The following is a 15,535-nucleotide window of genomic DNA, read 5'->3' on the forward strand; positions in this document are numbered from 1 at the left end:
GCCGCCCCGGCGACGGGCCCGCACACGACGAAGGGGCGCGGAGCACGGGACCAGGTCCGTACTCCGCGCCCCGGCGCGGGTGGTGAGGCGGAGGGATCGAGGGTCGCGGCGGCGGCCCGGACCGGCGGCGGTCGTCCCCCTCGGATCGGGGAACGGACCCCGCAGGCCCCGCCACCGCACTGGCGTCGCACGCCGCCGCGACCTCGTCCTGTCCGCGTCGCGTACCACCCCTCATCCGGGTACGCGCCGCGCACAGGGCTCGGTGGGCTCTCAGTCCTCGCGCAGGGCGCGGACGGCCTCCTCCACGCGTCGGCCGTAGTCGGCGTCGGCGGCGCGGAAGTGGGCGAGGTTCTTCTCGATCACGTCCTCCCGGGTGACCCGGGACAGGCCCCCGGCGATATTGGCGACCAGGCGGCCCTTCTCCTCCTCGGACATCAGCCGGTACAACTCGCCCGCCTGGAAGAAGTCGTCGTCCTTGATGTGGGCGGGCGCCGCGTGGGTGCCGGTCCAGCCGTGGATCGCGAGCGGGGCGGAGAGCGCCCGGTCCGTCTGGGCGGGGCCCGCGTAGGAGTTGGGCTCGTAGTTCTTGTCGTGGCGGGTGCCGTTGCGGGTGGCGTGCAGCCCGTCGCGGCCGTAGTTGTCGACGACCGGGGTGCGCGGCGCGTTCACCGGGAGCCGGGTGTGGTTGACGCCCAGCCGGTAGCGGTGCGCGTCCGCGTACGCGAACAGCCGGCCCTGGAGCATCTTGTCCGGGGACGGGCCGATGCCCGGCACGAAGTTGTTCGGCGAGAACGCGGCCTGTTCGACCTCGGCGAAGACGTTCTCCGGGTTGCGGTCGAGGACCAGCCGGCCCACCCGCCGCAGCGGGTGGTCGCCGTGCGGCCAGACCTTGGTCAGGTCGAACGGGTTGAAGCGGTAGTCCGCGGCCTCGGCGGCCGTCATGACCTGCACGTACAGCGTCCAGGACGGGTTGACTCCGCGCTCGATGGCCTGGAGCAGGTCCGTCTGGTGCGACGTGGCGTCCTTGCCCGCCAGTTCGGCCGCCTGCTCGGCGGACAGACAGCGGATCCCCTGGTTGGTCTTGAAGTGGTACTTGACGAAGAACGCCTCGCCCGCCGCGTTCGTCCACTGGTAGGTGTGCGAGCCGTACCCGTTCATGTGGCGGTACGAGGCGGGGATGCCGCGGTCGCCCATCAGCCAGGTGACCTGGTGCGTCGCCTCCGGGGCGTGGGCCCAGAAGTCCCAGACGTTGTCCGGCTCCTGACGTCCCGTGAACGGGTCGCGCTTCTGCGAGTGGATGAAGTCGGGGAACTTGATCGGGTCCTTGATGAAGAACACCGGGGTGTTGTTGCCGACCAGGTCGTAATTTCCCTCGTCCGTGTAGAACTTGAGGGCGAAGCCGCGCGGGTCGCGCACCGCGTCCGCGCCGCCGAGGGAGTCGGCGACGGTCGAGAAGCGGATGAACGTCTCGGTCCGCCTGCCCACCGAGGACAGGAAGTCGGCGTGGGTGAACTCCGTGACGTCGTCGGTGACTTCGAAGTAGCCGTGAGCGCCGGAGCCGCGGGCGTGGACCACGCGCTCCGGGATGCGCTCACGGTTGAAGCGGGCCAGCTTCTCCAGCAGATGCTGGTCCTGGAGGAGGAGCGGGCCGCCGGCACCCGCGGTGGCGGAGTTCTGGTTGTCGGCGACCGGGGCGCCTGACTCGGTCGTAAGCACACGCTGCGTCATGGTGTCGGGGCGACCTTCCGTACGGGATCTGCTGAGGTGCGGAACTGCGACGGTTCGGGGTTCCAGGAGCGTAGATACGCCGCGAACCGGAGGTCAACAGTTTGTTGAAATCGGGTGTCCGGTGTTCCGGACGGCGTCGACGCCTGGGCGCGACAGGACAGGTGTCGGCGCCGACGCCGTCCGGAAGTTTCGGGGAGCCGCCCTCGGCGAGGGGTGCGGGGCGGCCGGGGCGGGAGCGGTCTCAGACCGCGGCGGACGGGCCGGACAGGCGCTCCACCGAACGCAGCAGCGCCGAGTGGTCCAGACCGCCGTCGCCCTGGGCGCGCAGCGAGGAGACGAGCTGGGCGACCACGGCGCCGACCGGCAGCGCGGCGCCGACGTCGCGGGCGGCGTCGGTGACGATGCCCATGTCCTTGTGGTGCAGGTCGATCCGGAAGCCCGGGGTGAAGTCCCGCTTGACGAAGTTGTCCTTCTTGCGCGTCAGTACCGTCGAACCGGCGAGTCCGCCGTTGAGCACGTCCAGGGCGGCGGCGAGGTCGACGCCGGACTTCTCCAGGAAGACGACCGCCTCGGCGCACGCCTGGATGTTGACCGCGACGATCAACTGGTTGGCGGCCTTCACCGTCTGGCCGGAGCCGTGCGGCCCGCACCGCACGACGGTCCTGCCGAGCGCCTCGAAGAGCGGCCGGGCCGCGTCGAAGTCGGACTGCTCCCCGCCGACCATGATCGACAGAACTGCCTCGATCGCTCCGGCCTCGCCGCCGGACACCGGGGCGTCCAGCACCCGGATGCCCTTCTCGGCGGCGTTTCCCGCCAGTTCCACGGAGGTCTGCGGGGTGATCGACGACATGTCGATCAGCAGCGCGCCGCGCCGCGCGTTCTCCAGGATGCCGTCGGGTCCGTAGGCGACGGCCTCGACCTGCGGGGAGGCGGGCACCATCGTGATGATCACGTCGGCGTCCCGGACCGCCTCGGCGATCGAGCCCGCGCCCCGGCCGCCGGCCGTGACCAGGCGGTCGATCTTCTCCTGCTCCAGGGTGTGACCGGTGACGTCGTATCCGGCCCCGATGAGGTTCTCGGACATGGGCGAGCCCATGATGCCGAGCCCGATCCACGCGACCTTGGGGAGGGTGCTGCTCATGAGGGTGCCTTTCGGTAATGAGCTGGGGGCGGGAGAGGGATGGAGCGGCGAGCGGTGTCATGCGGCCAGGAGCCCGGGGTGGAGCAGGGGGCGAGGGCGAAGGGGGCCTCCCGTGCGGGCGAAGCCGGGAACGTGGGGAACCTCGCAACCGGCGACAGCGCGGGAGGCGCGGTCGCAGGGCGTCGCGAACCCGCCCCTCTCCTGCTCCCCGGGTCGTGAGCGCGTGTACGAGGGGAGTCCGCCGCCTCAGAGCCCGTCGGGTGACCGCTGACCGGCCGAAGGCCGCCCGGCAGGCTCTCGGCGGGCGGCCCGCGCGGTGGCCGGCAGCCACTCGAAGGCCTCGGCGCTCGGCCGGTCGCCCGGCTTGTACTCCAGGCCGACCCAGCCGTCGTAACCGGCCTTCGTCAGCTCGTCGAGCAGCCGTTCCAGCGGGAGCGAGCCGGTGCCGGGCGCGCCGCGCCCCGGGTTGTCGGCGATCTGGACGTGGCCGGTCCTCGCGGCGTACGTCGCGATGACCTCGCTCAGGTCCTCGCCGTTCATCGACAGGTGGTAGAGGTCCAGCAGGAACTTCGCGTTGCCGAGCCCGGTCGCCGCGTTCACCCGGTCGACGACCGCGATCCCCGCCGGGGCGCTCACCAGCGGATAGCGCGGCGACTCCGGCGCGTTGAGGGTCTCGATCAGCAGCACCGCCCCGATCCGGTCGGCGGCGCGGGCCGCCGCCACCAGGTTCTCCAGGGCGAGTTCGTCCTGCGCGGCCGGGTCGACGCCGTCGACGCGGTTGCCGTACAGCGCGTTCAGCGCCCGGCAGCCGACCGAGGCGGCGAAGTCGGCCGCCACCTCGATGTTGGCGCGGAAGCGGTCCGACTCCGCGCCGGGGACGGAGAGCGCGCCGCGGTCGGGGCCGGGCAGCCGCCCGGCGTAGAAGTTCAGCCCCACCAGGCGCGTGCCCGCGTCGTCGAGCGCCTTCCCGAGGGCGTCGAGCTCGGCCCGCGGTGGGGTGGGGGTCTCGATCCAGGGCCACCACAGCTCGACCGCGGTGAAGCCGGCCGCGGCGGCTGCCGCGGGACGCTCCAGGAGCGGGAGTTCCGTGAAGAGGATCGAAAGGTTCACATCGAAGCGCTGGTCCGGATAGCCCATGAGGGTTTCGGCATCCCTTCCGTATTGCGGAAGTTGGTTTCTACAAGCTGGAAGATTGCCCGGGGGGTCGGTGACTGTCAAGGGGGTGCGCGGAATTCGGGCCGGAGCCTTCGAGCGGATTGGGCGGCCCTTGGGCGGGAATCGGCCGGTTGCCGAAGGGGAACCGGGCGGGACAGGGTGGCGGCGATGCGTCCGATGCGGTCGGCCCGGCTCCCGCCACTCGCCGCGCGGCCCGCCCGTGCGCAACGTCCCCCCGCTCTCGACCCCGCACGAGGTGCCCCGCATGAACCACGCCACCAGTCGGCGTACCGTCCTCGGCGCCCTGCTCGCCGGCGCCGCCCTGTCCGCGGCCCCCACCCGGTCCCGGACCGCGCCCCACGCGCCGGAGCCCGTCCCCGCGGCCGGCCCCCGTCAGCCGGCCGACCTGCTGCTGCTCGGCACCTACACCTCCGCCAGAGGCGGTGGCACGGGCATCGGCACGGCCGCCTACGACGCCACCACCGGGGCGATCTCCGCTGGTCCCGTGATCACCGGGGTCGACAACCCCTCGTACCTGGCACTCCACCCCTCGGGCGGCACCGTCTACGCCGTCGACGAGCAGGAGAACGGGGGCGTGACCGCCGTCGCCCTGTCCCCGGACGGCGGGCACCGGGTGCTGGGCACCCGCTCCACCGGCGGGGCCGGACCCACCCACCTCTCCGTCCACCCCACCGGGCGCTGGCTGCTCACCGCGAACTACACCTCGGGCAGCGTCGCGGTGCACCCCATCGGCGACGACGGCTCGCCGGGGGAGCGCACGGACCTGGTCTCCCACACCGCGCCGCCGCCCGGCCCCGGCCAGAGCGGGCCGCACGCCCACCAGATCGTCACCGCCCCCGACGGCGAGCACATCCTCGCCACGGACCTTGGCAACGACACCGTCTACACCTACCGCCTCGACCAGGAACGCGGCAGGCTCACCGAGGTCTCCCGCGCCTCGCTGCGCCCCGGCTCCGGGCCGCGCCACCTCACCTTCCACCCCGGCGGCCGGTTCGCGTACCTCGCCTGCGAACTCGACAACACGGCCGTCGTCTGCGGTTACGACCCCGCCACCGGCGCCCTCTCCCCGGGCGCCCCGCTGTCCACCGGGACCGGCGGCGGCACCAGCTACCCCGCGCAGTTCGCGGTCACCGGCGACGGCCGGTACGCCTACCTCGCCAACCGGGGGCACAACAGCCTGACGCGCTACGCGGTCGAGGGCGACGGGGCCGCGCTGCGGCTGCTCGACACCGTGCCGGTCGGAGGCGACTTCCCCCGGCAGGTCGCCCTCTCGCCGGACGGGAAGCTGCTCTTCGCGGCGAACCAGCGGTCGAGCACCGTGACGGTCTTCCGGGTCGACGCGGGCGACGGCGGCCTGACCCGCGCCGGTGACGCCTTCCCGTTCCCGACCGCCGTCTGCGTCCTGCCGTACCGGGCGCCGGTGCCGTCGCACCACTGAGCGCGCGCCGCCACCGGCCGCGGCCCCCGCCGTCCGGGAGGCGGCGGGGGCCGTTAGGGTCGGGCCCCTGGCCGCGGGCCACTCGGACGCGGCGAACGCATGTGGGAGGCACAGTGCGCTTGAGAGTGGAATTCACCACCGAGCCCTTCGATCTCGACGAGGCGCCCGCCCACGCGGTCGTGGCCCGCGAGGTCATCCAGTCGGCCGAACTGGACGCCGTGGACGTCGGGCCCTTCGGGAACACGGCCGAGGGCGGCGCGGACCGGGTGCTCGCCGCGGTGGACAGCCTGCTGCGCAACGCCCTCGCGTCGGGCGCCACTCGGGTGTCGCTCCAGGTCAACGTGGTCGGGGAGGACGCGAAGTGACCGAACCGGCTGACCACCCCCTCGTCGCGGCGGTCAAGCCGCTCGTCGACGCCATGGGCGCCGAACTGCTCGGCCCCGAACAGGCATGCGGCGACGACGTGGTGCTGACCTGGGAGGGTGAGGAGGTCGTCGCCGTCCGGCTGCCCCAGCTCTCGGAATCGCTCGACCACATCCTGACCGCCATGGAGCGGCGGCACGGCATGCCGCTCGCCGAGCTCGACCGCAGGACCAAGCAGTCGGTGGTGCGGAGCCTGGAGGCGCGTGGCGCGTTCTCCGTACGGCACGGAGTGGAGACGGTCGCGGGCGCGCTGGGCGTCAGCCGCTTCACCGTCTACAACTACCTCAACAGGGAAAACGCGGCCAAGGAAGGGTAGTTGGGGCCGCCGGTGCGGGAGGGGTGCCGAGGCGGTGCGGGGCCGTCGTCCGGAGTGCCGGGCGGCGGCCCTCCGCGTTCGCGGAATTTCAACAAAGTGTTGACGTGATGTTGTGGAGGGCGTTAGCTATGCGCAGCCCGACCGACGCGGAGTGCCGCACAGCACCGCGAGAACAGCCACGGAGGCTCCCGTGACTTCGAGCTCCACACCGGGCCTCGCCCGGTTCGACACCCTGGCGGACGACGAGGCGGCGGCCGTGCTGCGCGAGGTGTGCGCGAGCGCCGCCTGGGGGAGAGCGATCCTCTCCCGGCGTCCGTACGCCACCGCGGAGGACCTCTTCTCCGCGAGCGACACGGCGACGGCCGCGCTGACCGCCCCGGACCTGGCCGAGGCGATGACGGCACACCCGCCGATCGGCCGCCCGACCCCCGGCGATCCGACCTCCTCCCGCGAACAGCGGGGGATGGCCGACGCCTCCGAGGAACTCAGGGCCGAGCTGCTCGAACTGAACCTGGCCTACCAGGAACGGTTCGGACACGTCTTCCTGATCTGCGCCACCGGAGCCACCGGTGAACAGATGCGCGACGCGGTGAGGTCCCGGATCGGGAACTCGCCGGAGCGGGAGCGCGAGCACGTGCGCACCGAACTCGGCAGGATCAACCGCATCCGGCTCGCCCGTCTCCTGACGGAGGACGCGTGACGGCACAACGGCTCGCAACGGAAAGAGAGTGAAGGCCGTGAGCACCTCCGCCACCGCATCGGTGTCCACCCACATCCTGGACACCAGCATCGGCCGCCCCGCCGCGGCCGTCGCCGTCCGGATCGCCGCCCGCGGCGGCGAAGGCGCCCCGTGGACCGCGCTCGGCGGCTCCACCACCGACGCGGACGGGCGCTGCAAGGACCTGCCGGCACCGCCGGAAGGCACCACCCACGTACGGCTCGACTTCGACACCGGGACGTACTTCGCCAGCACGAGGCAAGCCGAGGCGCAGCAGGACGCCCCCCGCGCAAGGGACAGCGGCGCGTTCTTTCCCGAGGTGGCGATCACCTTCGCCGTCACCCCGGGCGAGCACTACCACGTGCCGCTGCTGCTCAACCCGTTCGGCTACTCCGTTTACCGAGGGAGCTAGCACCGACATGACCGCCGATTCCGCCCGCCCCCGCCCTGTGATCCTCGGCCAGAACCAGTACGGCAAAGCGGAGAACCGCGTCGTCAGGATCACCCGGGACGGCGACACCCACCACATCAAGGACCTGAACGTCTCCGTCGCCCTCTCCGGCGACATGGAGGACGTCCACTACTCCGGTTCCAACGCCCACGTCCTGCCGACCGACACCACCAAGAACACGGTGTACGCGTTCGCCAAGGAACACGGCATCGAATCGGCCGAGCAGTTCGGCATCCACCTCGCCCGTCACTTCGTGACCTCGCAGGAGCCGATCCAGGTGGCGCGCATCCGGATCGAGGAGTACGCCTGGGAGCGCATCGCCACCTCGGACGCCAACTCGCGGTTCATCGGCGCCGACGAGGTCAAGCACTCCTTCGTGCGCAGGGGACAGGAGACACGCACCACCCAGATCACCTTCGACGGCGAGAAGTGGCAGATCGTCTCGGGGCTCAAGGACCTCGTCGTGATGAACTCCACCCACTCCGAGTTCTGGGGCTACGTCAAGGACCAGTACACGACGCTCAAGGAGGCGTACGACCGCATCCTCGCGACCGAGGTGTCCGCCAGATGGCGGTTCAACTGGACCGGCGACGAGACGCGGATGCCGAACTGGGAGAAGTCCTACGAGCAGACCCGCAAGCACATGCTCCAGGCCTTCGCCGAGACGTACTCCCTCTCCCTCCAGCAGACCCTGTACCAGATGGGTTCGCGCATCATCAACAGCCGCAGCGAGATCGACGAGATCCGCTTCTCGCTGCCGAACAAGCACCACTTCCTCGTGGACCTGGAGCCGTTCGGCCTCAAGAACGACAACGAGGTCTACTTCGCGGCGGACCGCCCGTACGGCCTGATCGAGGCCACCGTGCTGCGGGACGGCACCGAACCGCGGATCCCGGTCGACCTGACCAACCTCTGACGCGGCGCCGCGCCGGTCCCCGCCCGCACCGGGCCGGGCGGGGACCGGCCGGGCCGGAGGGAACCCCCATGGCACAGCCGTTGTCCGGGGCCGCAGCGGCGAAGGCCCCGTCCCGTCCGGCGGACGAGAGGCTCCGCCCCGAACGGCTCGTCCCCGCCGCGCCCCGGCGCGGCGCCGGAGCGCTCGTCGCGCTCCCGCCCCACCTGTTCCTCCACCCTCTCGGCACCCACGGCAGCCCGGCCGTGGCACTCAAATCCTCCTGGGGTCCTGCCGTGCCCGTACCGCCGGAAAGAGAAGGAGACGTCATGGCAGCATCGGCAGCCCCCGAGCACGTGGAACGCCTCGTCATCGAGAACTGCGCGATCGCGACCGTCGACGCCGACGACACCGAGTACGCCTCGGGGCACGTCGTCGTCGCGGGCAACCGCATCGAGTCGGTCGGCGCGGGCCGGGCCCCCGCGGGCCTGGAGAACGTCGTGCGCCGCGTCGACGGGACCGGGCACCTGGCCACCCCCGGCCTGGTGAACACCCACCACCACTTCTACCAGTGGATCACCCGCGGCCTCGCCACCGACCACAACCTGTTCGACTGGCTGGTCGCGCTGTATCCGACGTGGGCGCGGATCGACGAACCGATGGTCCGCGCCGCCGCGCGGGGCTCGCTCGCCATGATGGCCCGGGGCGGTGTCACCACCGCCATGGACCACCACTACGTGTACCCGCGGGGATCGGGCGACCTGTCCGGTGCCATCATCGGGGCCGCCCGTGACATGGGCGTACGGTTCACCCTCGCCCGGGGCTCCATGGACCGCGGCCAGAAGGACGGCGGACTGCCCCCGGACTTCGCCGTGGAGACCCTGGACGACGCGCTCTCCGCGACCGAGGCCACCGTCGACGCCCACCACGACGCCTCGTTCGGCGCGATGACCCAGATCGCCGTCGCGCCGTGCTCCCCCTTCTCCATCTCCACCGGACTCCTGCGCGAGGGCGCCGAACTGGCCCGCCGCAAGGGGGTGCGCATGCACACCCACGGCTCGGAGACCGTGGAGGAGGAGAAGTTCTGCCACGAACTCTTCGGCATGGGGCCGACCGACTACTTCGCCTCCACCGGATGGCTCGGCGACGACGTGTGGATGGCGCACTGCGTCCACATGAACGACTCCGACATCACCGCCTTCGCCCGCACCGGAACCGGTGTCGCGCACTGCCCCTCGTCCAACGCCCGGCTCGCCGCCGGCATCGCCCGGGTACCCGACCTGCTCGCCGCCGGTGTCCCGGTCGGCCTCGGCGTCGACGGCACCGCCTCCAACGAGTCCGGAGAACTCCACACCGAACTGCGCAACACCCTTCTCGTCAACCGCCTCGGCGCCCACCGCGAAAAGGCGCTGAACGTCCGTCAGGCGCTGCGTCTGGGAACCCACGGCGGCGCCCGGGTCCTCGGCCGCGCCGACCAGATCGGTTCGCTGGAGCCCGGAAAGCTCGCCGACCTGGTGCTCTGGAAGCTGGACACCCTCGCCCACGCCTCCATCGCCGACCCGGTCACCGCGCTCGTCCTCGGGGCCCCCGCCCCGGTCACCCTCTCCCTCGTCGACGGCCGGCCGGTCGTCGAGAACGGCCGCCTGACCACCGCGGACGAGGACGCCATCGCCCGTGCCACCCGTGACGAGGCCCGCCGCCTCGCGCGGATCGCCGCCGGGGCCTGACCCCCGGCCCCCCCAGGACAGGTCGGCCGAGGGGGACGGCCCTCGGCCGACCGTCGCGGACCCGAGAGGGGTCCGTGACAACCGGTGCGGGGCGCACACACGTGCGCGCCCCGCACCGGCGAGGAAGGCTGCCCGCACCAGCTGCCGCACGAACTGCCCACCTGCCCCCCACCTGCACCGACGCACCACTCGCACCACCTCCCTGACACCCACGTCACCGCAGACGTGTAACCGACCGGAGGAACCGCCGTGGCAGCCAAGCCCAGGTTTCGCAACGACGCAGTCGCAGCATCCGACGCCACCCCCACCCCCGTACCGGAAGCGGCTCCCGCCGAACGGAGGCATCCGGTCGACGGGACGCTCCCCCCGCTGAAGCTGTTCACCAGCGGCCTGCAGCACGTGGCCGCGATGTACGCGGGCGTGGTCGCCCCGCCGATGATCGTGGGCCCCGCCGTGGGCCTCGACGCCAAGGAGACCGCCTTCCTGATGGGGGCGAGCCTCTTCACCGCGGGACTGGCCACCCTGCTCCAGACCCTCGGCGTCTGGCGCATCGGTGCCCGGCTGCCGTTCGTCAACGGTGTCTCGTTCGCCGGTGTCACACCGATGGTGGCGATCGGCAAGGACCGCGGACACGACGGCATCGCCGTCATCTTCGGCGCGATCGTCGTCGCCGGTCTCCTCGGCTTCCTGCTCGCTCCCTACTTCTGCAAGCTGGTCCGCTTCTTCCCACCCGTCGTCACCGGCACCGTGATCACCCTGATCGGCGTCTCGCTCCTGCCGGTCGCCTTCAACTGGTCGCAGGGCGGCAACGCCGAGGCCACCGACTACGGTTCGACGACCAACATCACCATGGCCGCCGTCACCATGGTGATCGTCCTCGCCCTGCGCAGGCTGCTGCGCGGCTTCCTCCAGCAGATCGCCATCCTGCTCGGCCTGGTCGTCGGCACCCTGATCGCGATTCCGGTCGGGATCACCGACTTCGGGGCCCTCGGGGACGCCGGACTGTTCGGCTTCCCGACGCCGTTCCACTTCGGGGCGCCGCGGTTCGAGATCGCCGCGATCGTCTCCATGTGCATCGTGATGCTGGTCTGCATGACCGAGTCCACCGCGGACATGCTGGCCCTCGGCCGGATCGTCGACCGCCCGGCCGACGAGCGGACCATCGAGGGCGGACTGCGCGCCGACACCCTGGGCAGCGCGATCAGCCCGCTCTTCAACGGCTTCATGTGCAGCGCCTTCGCCCAGAACATCGGCCTGGTGGCCATGACCAAGGTGCGCAGCCGCTTCGTGGTGGCCGCGGGCGGCGGCATCCTGATCCTGCTCGGGCTGATGCCCGTCGCCGCGTCCGTCATCGCGCTCGTCCCGCTGCCCGTTCTCGGCGGCGCCGGGATCGTGCTCTTCGGGTCGGTCGCCGCGAGCGGCATCCAGACGCTGGCGACCGCCGCGATGGAGAAGGGCGAGAACGCGCTCATCGTGGCCGCGGCCCTCGGTATCGGCCTGATCCCGATCGCCGCGCCGGACTTCTACCACGCCTTCCCCAAGGACCTGCTCGTCGTGCTCGACTCCGGCATCTCCACCGGGTGCGTCGTGGCGATCGTGCTGAACCTGGCCTTCAACCACCTCGGCCGTGGGCCGGAGCGGGAACTCCCCGACGGGGACGGGGCCAACGCCCCGGAGCGGAGCCGGTCGGCCGCCGCCCCGGCCACGGCGCACTGACCGCGCGTACCGGCGGGCCACGTCCTTCGGGACGACGGCGCGGCGCGTACGACGGCCCCTCCCGGGCCGCCGTACGCGCCGCGCCAGTGCGCCGGACGGATCAGCCGATGTGGTAGCTGTCGCCGTACACCTTCCAGTCCAGCGGCGGATCCAGGTTCAGATTCCCCTTCTTGAGGAACACCCGCTGGGCGGTGTCCACCCGGCTGGTGTCCGAGTGGGCCTCCTCCTGCTTCATCGCCCACACCCGGGCGTCCAGGAAGGCGTTGAGGTACGCGACCTCGTCGCCGCCCTGGGCCGGCGGCTTCGCCTTGGCGAGGGCGCGCTTGCGGATGGCTCCGAAGCCGGTGCTGTCGTCGCCGTCCCCGTGCATGACGATGGCGTCGTAGTACGCGAACTGGCCGAGCGTGCCGATGCCGTCCGCCTTGCCCCGCTTCACGGCGGGGTCGAAGTACACCCGGTCCCGCTCGTCGTTCTGCGCCTGCTGGAACACGGTGTCCGACGCCGCCTTCACCCAGTCCTTGGTGAAGTTCGGGTCGAGACCCTCGTGCGAGTCGGAGCCGTTGACCTTGCGCAGCGCGGGGAGGTACTTCGCGAGGACGTTGCCCGGTTTGCGCGCGGTGTACGACTCGACGAGATCCAGCATGTCTCCGGTGCCGGAACAGAACCCGATGATGCCCGCGGTGTAGCCGCGGCCGTCGTCGATGTCCTCGATGTACCTGTACTGGGCCTTCCAGTCCAGCGAGGAGTTCTCCGCGCTGGAGACCAGCTTCATGGCGATCTCCTTCTTCGCCGGGTCGTCGAGCCCGGTCGCGGCGGCGGCCCGCGCGGCGTCCGCCGCCGTCCGCTGCTCGGCCGCCGGGTGTGTGGGGGCTCCGGCGTGGGCGGCCACGGGGACCGCCGTGAGGGCCAACCCTGCCGCGATGACCGCGATGCGCACGGAGCGGGGGGCGCGTCGTGCGGTGCGCTTGTGGGGAGCGTGCACCAGTCCTCCAAGAGGGTTTCATCGTTCTGTCGGTCTGTTAGGAAGCTTTCCTATCAGAGTGATCGGGTGCCGTACACCCCTGCCGCACAAGGAACCGGAGGGGCGAGGGCCGCGGCGTCCGCGGCGGGACGCCGAAGGCCCCGCACCACCTTGGGTTCCAGTGGTCGCCGCAACACCGCCTGTTTTCAGGTGGTGAGTGGATCACGTAGACGCTCGGCCGGGGTGTGCCGGCCGAGCGTCCTGTGTGGGCGGCCGTTGAGTTCCTGGGTGACGTGTTCGAGGTTCTCGGGGCTGTGGACACTCAGGTCGGTGCCTTTGGGGAAGTACTGGCGCAGAAGTCCGTTGGTGTTCTCGTTGGAGCCGCGTTGCCAGGGTGAGGCGGGGTCGCAGAAGTGGACGGGCATGCCGGTGGCCATGGTGAACTGCTTGTGACGTGCCAGCTCGCTGCCCTGGTCCCAGGTGAGGGAGCCACGTAGATGCGCGGGCAGTGTCTGGATGGTGGCGCCGAGGCCGTCGCGGACGGTCTCGGCGTCGTGAGCTCCGCCCGGCAGGTGGACCAGCATGGTGTAGCGGGTGCTTCGTTCGACCGGGGTGGCGATCGCGGAGCGGCTGTTGGCACCGATGGTCAGTCGGGTAGCGGGGACGCATTGCTGCGTCCCCGCCCCCTCAGAACCGTGCAAGCAGCTGTTCACCGCACACGGCTCAAGCAAGCCCCAAGGGCTCGCGGTCAGGAGAAGGTGCAGGATTCGTCGGCCCGGCGGCTCCCATCCGCCGTTGACAGAGGGTGTGAAGGAGACGGAGCCGTTGATTGCCCGGTGAGACACCGCCAGGGAACGCGACATACTGCTTGGAGATCGCCTTCCTGACGACGACCCGTCACGCTTCCCATTCCTGGGGCTTCGCGGTGGGTGGTCGGCGTGCAACAGGAGTCCTCCGCAGATCGAACAGCGACCTTGCTGCGCCTGGAGCAAGCGCACGGTGATGCCGTCGACCGGTGGAGGTGGTCCCCTGCGACGCCGCTCGGCCCAGTACGACTCAAGCGCCGGGTCGTCCGGGGACGCCCTGCCCTTGACCAGCTGGTGCCGGACGATCTTCGTCCAGGAGAACTTGAGCAGGTAGGCGCCGCTGTCGCGGTCGCCGAACACCCACCGGTCCTTCCTGGCCTTGTTGAACCGGCCGAAGTACTTGTCGGATACCCAGTGCTTCGGCTTGTTCGGGTGGCTGTGCTTGGCCCACTTGTAAGTGAGCTTCCACATGTGATTGTCCAGCGTGGTGAAGACCTCGCTGGACACCACCGTCCGGTAGTAGGCCGACCAACCCCACACGATCGGGTTGATCTTCTTGAGCACCGCTCCTGCGTTGGCCCCTCGCAGGGCCAGCATCTCGGCGCTCAGCCGTTCCCGGATCCGTCGTTGGGCCGCTGTGCTCGGCTTGATCAGCAGCTTGCCGTGATAGCGGCGGACGTTGAACCCCAGGAAGTCGAACCCGCTCTCCGCGTGGACGATGCGAGTCTTGTCCTCGTGGAAGGTGAGGCCCCTGGGCGTCAGCCATGCGGCCAGCCGTTCCTCGACCTGTTCGGCCTGCTCACGGCTGGTGCACATCGCGACAAAATCGTCTGCGTATCTCACCAGCACGGGGCTGCCACTCTGCGCGCATTGGCATGATAGCGCCAGTCCTCTAGATATCCGGCCTGTAGTAGCCCGTCGACCAACCGCAGGAATCGGTTGTCGTGAATCTTCTCAGCCAGGATTCCATGGAGGATCCCATGGTCCAGCCGATCGAAACACTGAGAGATGTCTCCCTCAACGAACCACACTGTGCCACACCACGTCGGATGGATCTCCTGTAAAGCAGTGTGGCACCCCCGCCCCGTGCGGAAACCATGAGAGGAATCACTGAATTGCGGATCGTAGTACGCATCCAATAGAGAGCGCATTACTTCGTGCAACAGCTTATCCGACCACGAGGGTAATCCAAGCGGACGCTTGGCGTTTGATCCCTTCTTTTGAATATAAACGCGCCGTACTGGCGTCCATCGATAGCGCTCCGAACGGAGTGCATCAATGATCTCCTGGATCTTTCCCATGCTCATGCCGTCCACGGTCTCAGCCGTAGAACCGTGGGTCATTGCGCCGTCGTTGCGATAAATCCGCCCGGTAAGCGCGCAGATACAGTTCCGGATTGAACAAGCATCGATACAACCGCTCCAGTGGCAATCCCCTTTTACCGCGATCACGGATGATCTCCAGTATGGCTTCGGCGTTCTGCATTACGCGTACCTCACCATCCCTGTAGTTCAGTCAACACCTGTGCCCCTTTGCCCTCATTCCGGCTTTCCCGGACTTCATGACCGGTCGTTACTCCGGGTAGGGTGGGCTGCCTGGCGAGGTCCCGTGTTCATTTCGATGATCTCGGGCCTTTTCCAGGCAGCCTCCCACCAAACCCGGCGTGCCCGCTTTCCAGGCACCGGGCTTTCCAACGATTTATTCCGCGCGTGTGACCGGGTTTGCGTGGATCCAGTCATGGCACGGCACGCAGACTATGAGCGTCTTGCGTCGTTTCCTCGCCATGATGACGGCCCACGCTGGCTGGTCCGGTCCCGGTTTCCCGAGTTCGTTGAGTCCGGCGACCTGGTGGACTGCCACCGTGGTGCCGGTCTCGCAGAGTTCGCATTCCTCGCGAGCAGTTCCTTGCGGGGGACGCGGACCCGGACCGGGCCGGCGTCAGTGATGACCGCCCGCCGGTCTTGCCGCAGGATGATCCCGCCGAATCGTGCTACCAGATCTGGCCTGCCTCTCCGCTTCCGCCTGGCCTCGAAACAGGTCCT

Annotated in this window: 12 protein-coding genes and 4 pseudogenes; 8 read left to right on the forward strand and 8 right to left on the reverse strand. The window is 70.2% G+C overall.

The annotated features are described in order from the left end of the window. Positions 1-270: 270 nt before the first annotated feature. The 3 genes from ACF1CT_RS23065 to ACF1CT_RS23075 all read right to left on the reverse strand — a co-directional run bounded on the left by ACF1CT_RS23065 (position 271) and on the right by ACF1CT_RS23075 (position 4,006). Complete coding sequence (locus tag ACF1CT_RS23065; protein ID WP_391785801.1) at positions 271-1,728, reverse strand: catalase; 1,458 nt, start codon at positions 1,726-1,728, stop codon at positions 271-273. A gap of 241 nt (positions 1,729-1,969) precedes the next feature. Continuing rightward, positions 1,970-2,869, reverse strand: coding sequence for a 2-hydroxy-3-oxopropionate reductase (locus ACF1CT_RS23070; RefSeq protein WP_391785802.1), 900 nt, complete (start codon positions 2,867-2,869; stop codon positions 1,970-1,972). Between the two features lie 246 nt (positions 2,870-3,115). Beyond that, entirely contained in the window at positions 3,116-4,006 is an 891-nt protein-coding gene (locus ACF1CT_RS23075) for a TIM barrel protein (protein ID WP_391785803.1), read from the reverse strand. Between the two features lie 283 nt (positions 4,007-4,289). Here ACF1CT_RS23075 and ACF1CT_RS23080 point away from each other — a divergent pair, with 283 nt between their 5' ends. The 8 genes from ACF1CT_RS23080 (at position 4,290) to ACF1CT_RS23115 (ending at position 11,726) form a co-directional block, all read left to right on the forward strand. Further along, entirely contained in the window at positions 4,290-5,483 is a 1,194-nt protein-coding gene (locus ACF1CT_RS23080) for a lactonase family protein (protein ID WP_391785804.1), read from the forward strand. A gap of 125 nt (positions 5,484-5,608) precedes the next feature. Continuing rightward, positions 5,609-5,848: a hypothetical protein gene (locus tag ACF1CT_RS23085; protein ID WP_391785805.1), complete on the forward strand. Its 240-nt coding sequence runs from the start codon at positions 5,609-5,611 to the stop codon at positions 5,846-5,848. Further along, positions 5,845-6,222: a helix-turn-helix domain-containing protein gene (locus tag ACF1CT_RS23090; RefSeq protein ID WP_391785806.1), complete on the forward strand. Its 378-nt coding sequence runs from the start codon at positions 5,845-5,847 to the stop codon at positions 6,220-6,222. The genes ACF1CT_RS23085 and ACF1CT_RS23090 overlap by 4 nt, the downstream gene beginning before the upstream one ends. Positions 6,223-6,412: 190 nt before the next feature. Beyond that, positions 6,413-6,922 (forward strand): 2-oxo-4-hydroxy-4-carboxy-5-ureidoimidazoline decarboxylase, encoded by a 510-nt coding sequence (uraD, locus tag ACF1CT_RS23095; protein WP_391785807.1) that lies wholly within the window; start codon positions 6,413-6,415, stop codon positions 6,920-6,922. 37 nt (positions 6,923-6,959) lie between these two features. Next, a complete protein-coding gene (uraH, locus tag ACF1CT_RS23100; RefSeq protein WP_391785808.1) occupies positions 6,960-7,352 on the forward strand; it encodes a hydroxyisourate hydrolase in 393 nt (130 codons plus the stop codon). A 7-nt stretch (positions 7,353-7,359) separates the two neighbouring features. Then, positions 7,360-8,307 (forward strand): factor-independent urate hydroxylase, encoded by a 948-nt coding sequence (gene pucL / locus ACF1CT_RS23105; protein WP_391785809.1) that lies wholly within the window; start codon positions 7,360-7,362, stop codon positions 8,305-8,307. A gap of 305 nt (positions 8,308-8,612) precedes the next feature. Further along, entirely contained in the window at positions 8,613-10,010 is a 1,398-nt protein-coding gene (locus ACF1CT_RS23110) for an 8-oxoguanine deaminase (RefSeq protein WP_391785810.1), read from the forward strand. Positions 10,011-10,259: 249 nt separating this feature from the next. Then, positions 10,260-11,726: a nucleobase:cation symporter-2 family protein gene (locus tag ACF1CT_RS23115; RefSeq protein WP_391785811.1), complete on the forward strand. Its 1,467-nt coding sequence runs from the start codon at positions 10,260-10,262 to the stop codon at positions 11,724-11,726. A 100-nt stretch (positions 11,727-11,826) separates the two neighbouring features. Here ACF1CT_RS23115 and ACF1CT_RS23120 read toward each other — a convergent pair whose 3' ends face one another. From ACF1CT_RS23120 to ACF1CT_RS23140, 5 genes and pseudogenes are all read right to left on the reverse strand, one after another. After that, entirely contained in the window at positions 11,827-12,708 is an 882-nt protein-coding gene (locus tag ACF1CT_RS23120) for a chitosanase (RefSeq protein ID WP_391785812.1), read from the reverse strand. A gap of 185 nt (positions 12,709-12,893) precedes the next feature. Continuing rightward, a pseudogene (locus tag ACF1CT_RS23125) lies at positions 12,894-13,337 on the reverse strand (IS30 family transposase); the annotation flags it as partial. 609 nt (positions 13,338-13,946) lie between these two features. Continuing rightward, positions 13,947-14,309: pseudogene (locus tag ACF1CT_RS23130) on the reverse strand (group II intron maturase-specific domain-containing protein); the annotation flags it as partial. Between the two features lie 56 nt (positions 14,310-14,365). After that, a pseudogene (locus ACF1CT_RS23135) lies at positions 14,366-14,978 on the reverse strand (reverse transcriptase/maturase family protein); the annotation flags it as partial. A 213-nt stretch (positions 14,979-15,191) separates the two neighbouring features. Beyond that, positions 15,192-15,368, reverse strand: a pseudogene (locus ACF1CT_RS23140) (hypothetical protein); the annotation flags it as partial. Positions 15,369-15,535 lie beyond the last annotated feature (167 nt).

This window comes from Streptomyces sp. NPDC014734, assembly GCF_043083325.1.
Lineage (GTDB): Bacteria > Actinomycetota > Actinomycetes > Streptomycetales > Streptomycetaceae > Streptomyces.

Excerpts from the sequence above, each read along its gene's own strand:
- ACF1CT_RS23075 (WP_391785803.1), bottom strand. The coding sequence starts at position 4,006 with ATGGGCTATCCGGACCAGCGCTTCGATGTGAACCTTTCGATCCTCTTC.
- ACF1CT_RS23070 (WP_391785802.1), bottom strand. The coding sequence starts at position 2,869 with ATGAGCAGCACCCTCCCCAAGGTCGCGTGGATCGGGCTCGGCATCATG.
- ACF1CT_RS23065 (WP_391785801.1), bottom strand. The coding sequence starts at position 1,728 with ATGACGCAGCGTGTGCTTACGACCGAGTCAGGCGCCCCGGTCGCCGAC.
- pucL (WP_391785809.1), top strand. The coding sequence starts at position 7,360 with ATGACCGCCGATTCCGCCCGCCCCCGCCCTGTGATCCTCGGCCAGAAC.
- ACF1CT_RS23110 (WP_391785810.1), top strand. The coding sequence starts at position 8,613 with ATGGCAGCATCGGCAGCCCCCGAGCACGTGGAACGCCTCGTCATCGAG.
- ACF1CT_RS23080 (WP_391785804.1), top strand. The coding sequence starts at position 4,290 with ATGAACCACGCCACCAGTCGGCGTACCGTCCTCGGCGCCCTGCTCGCC.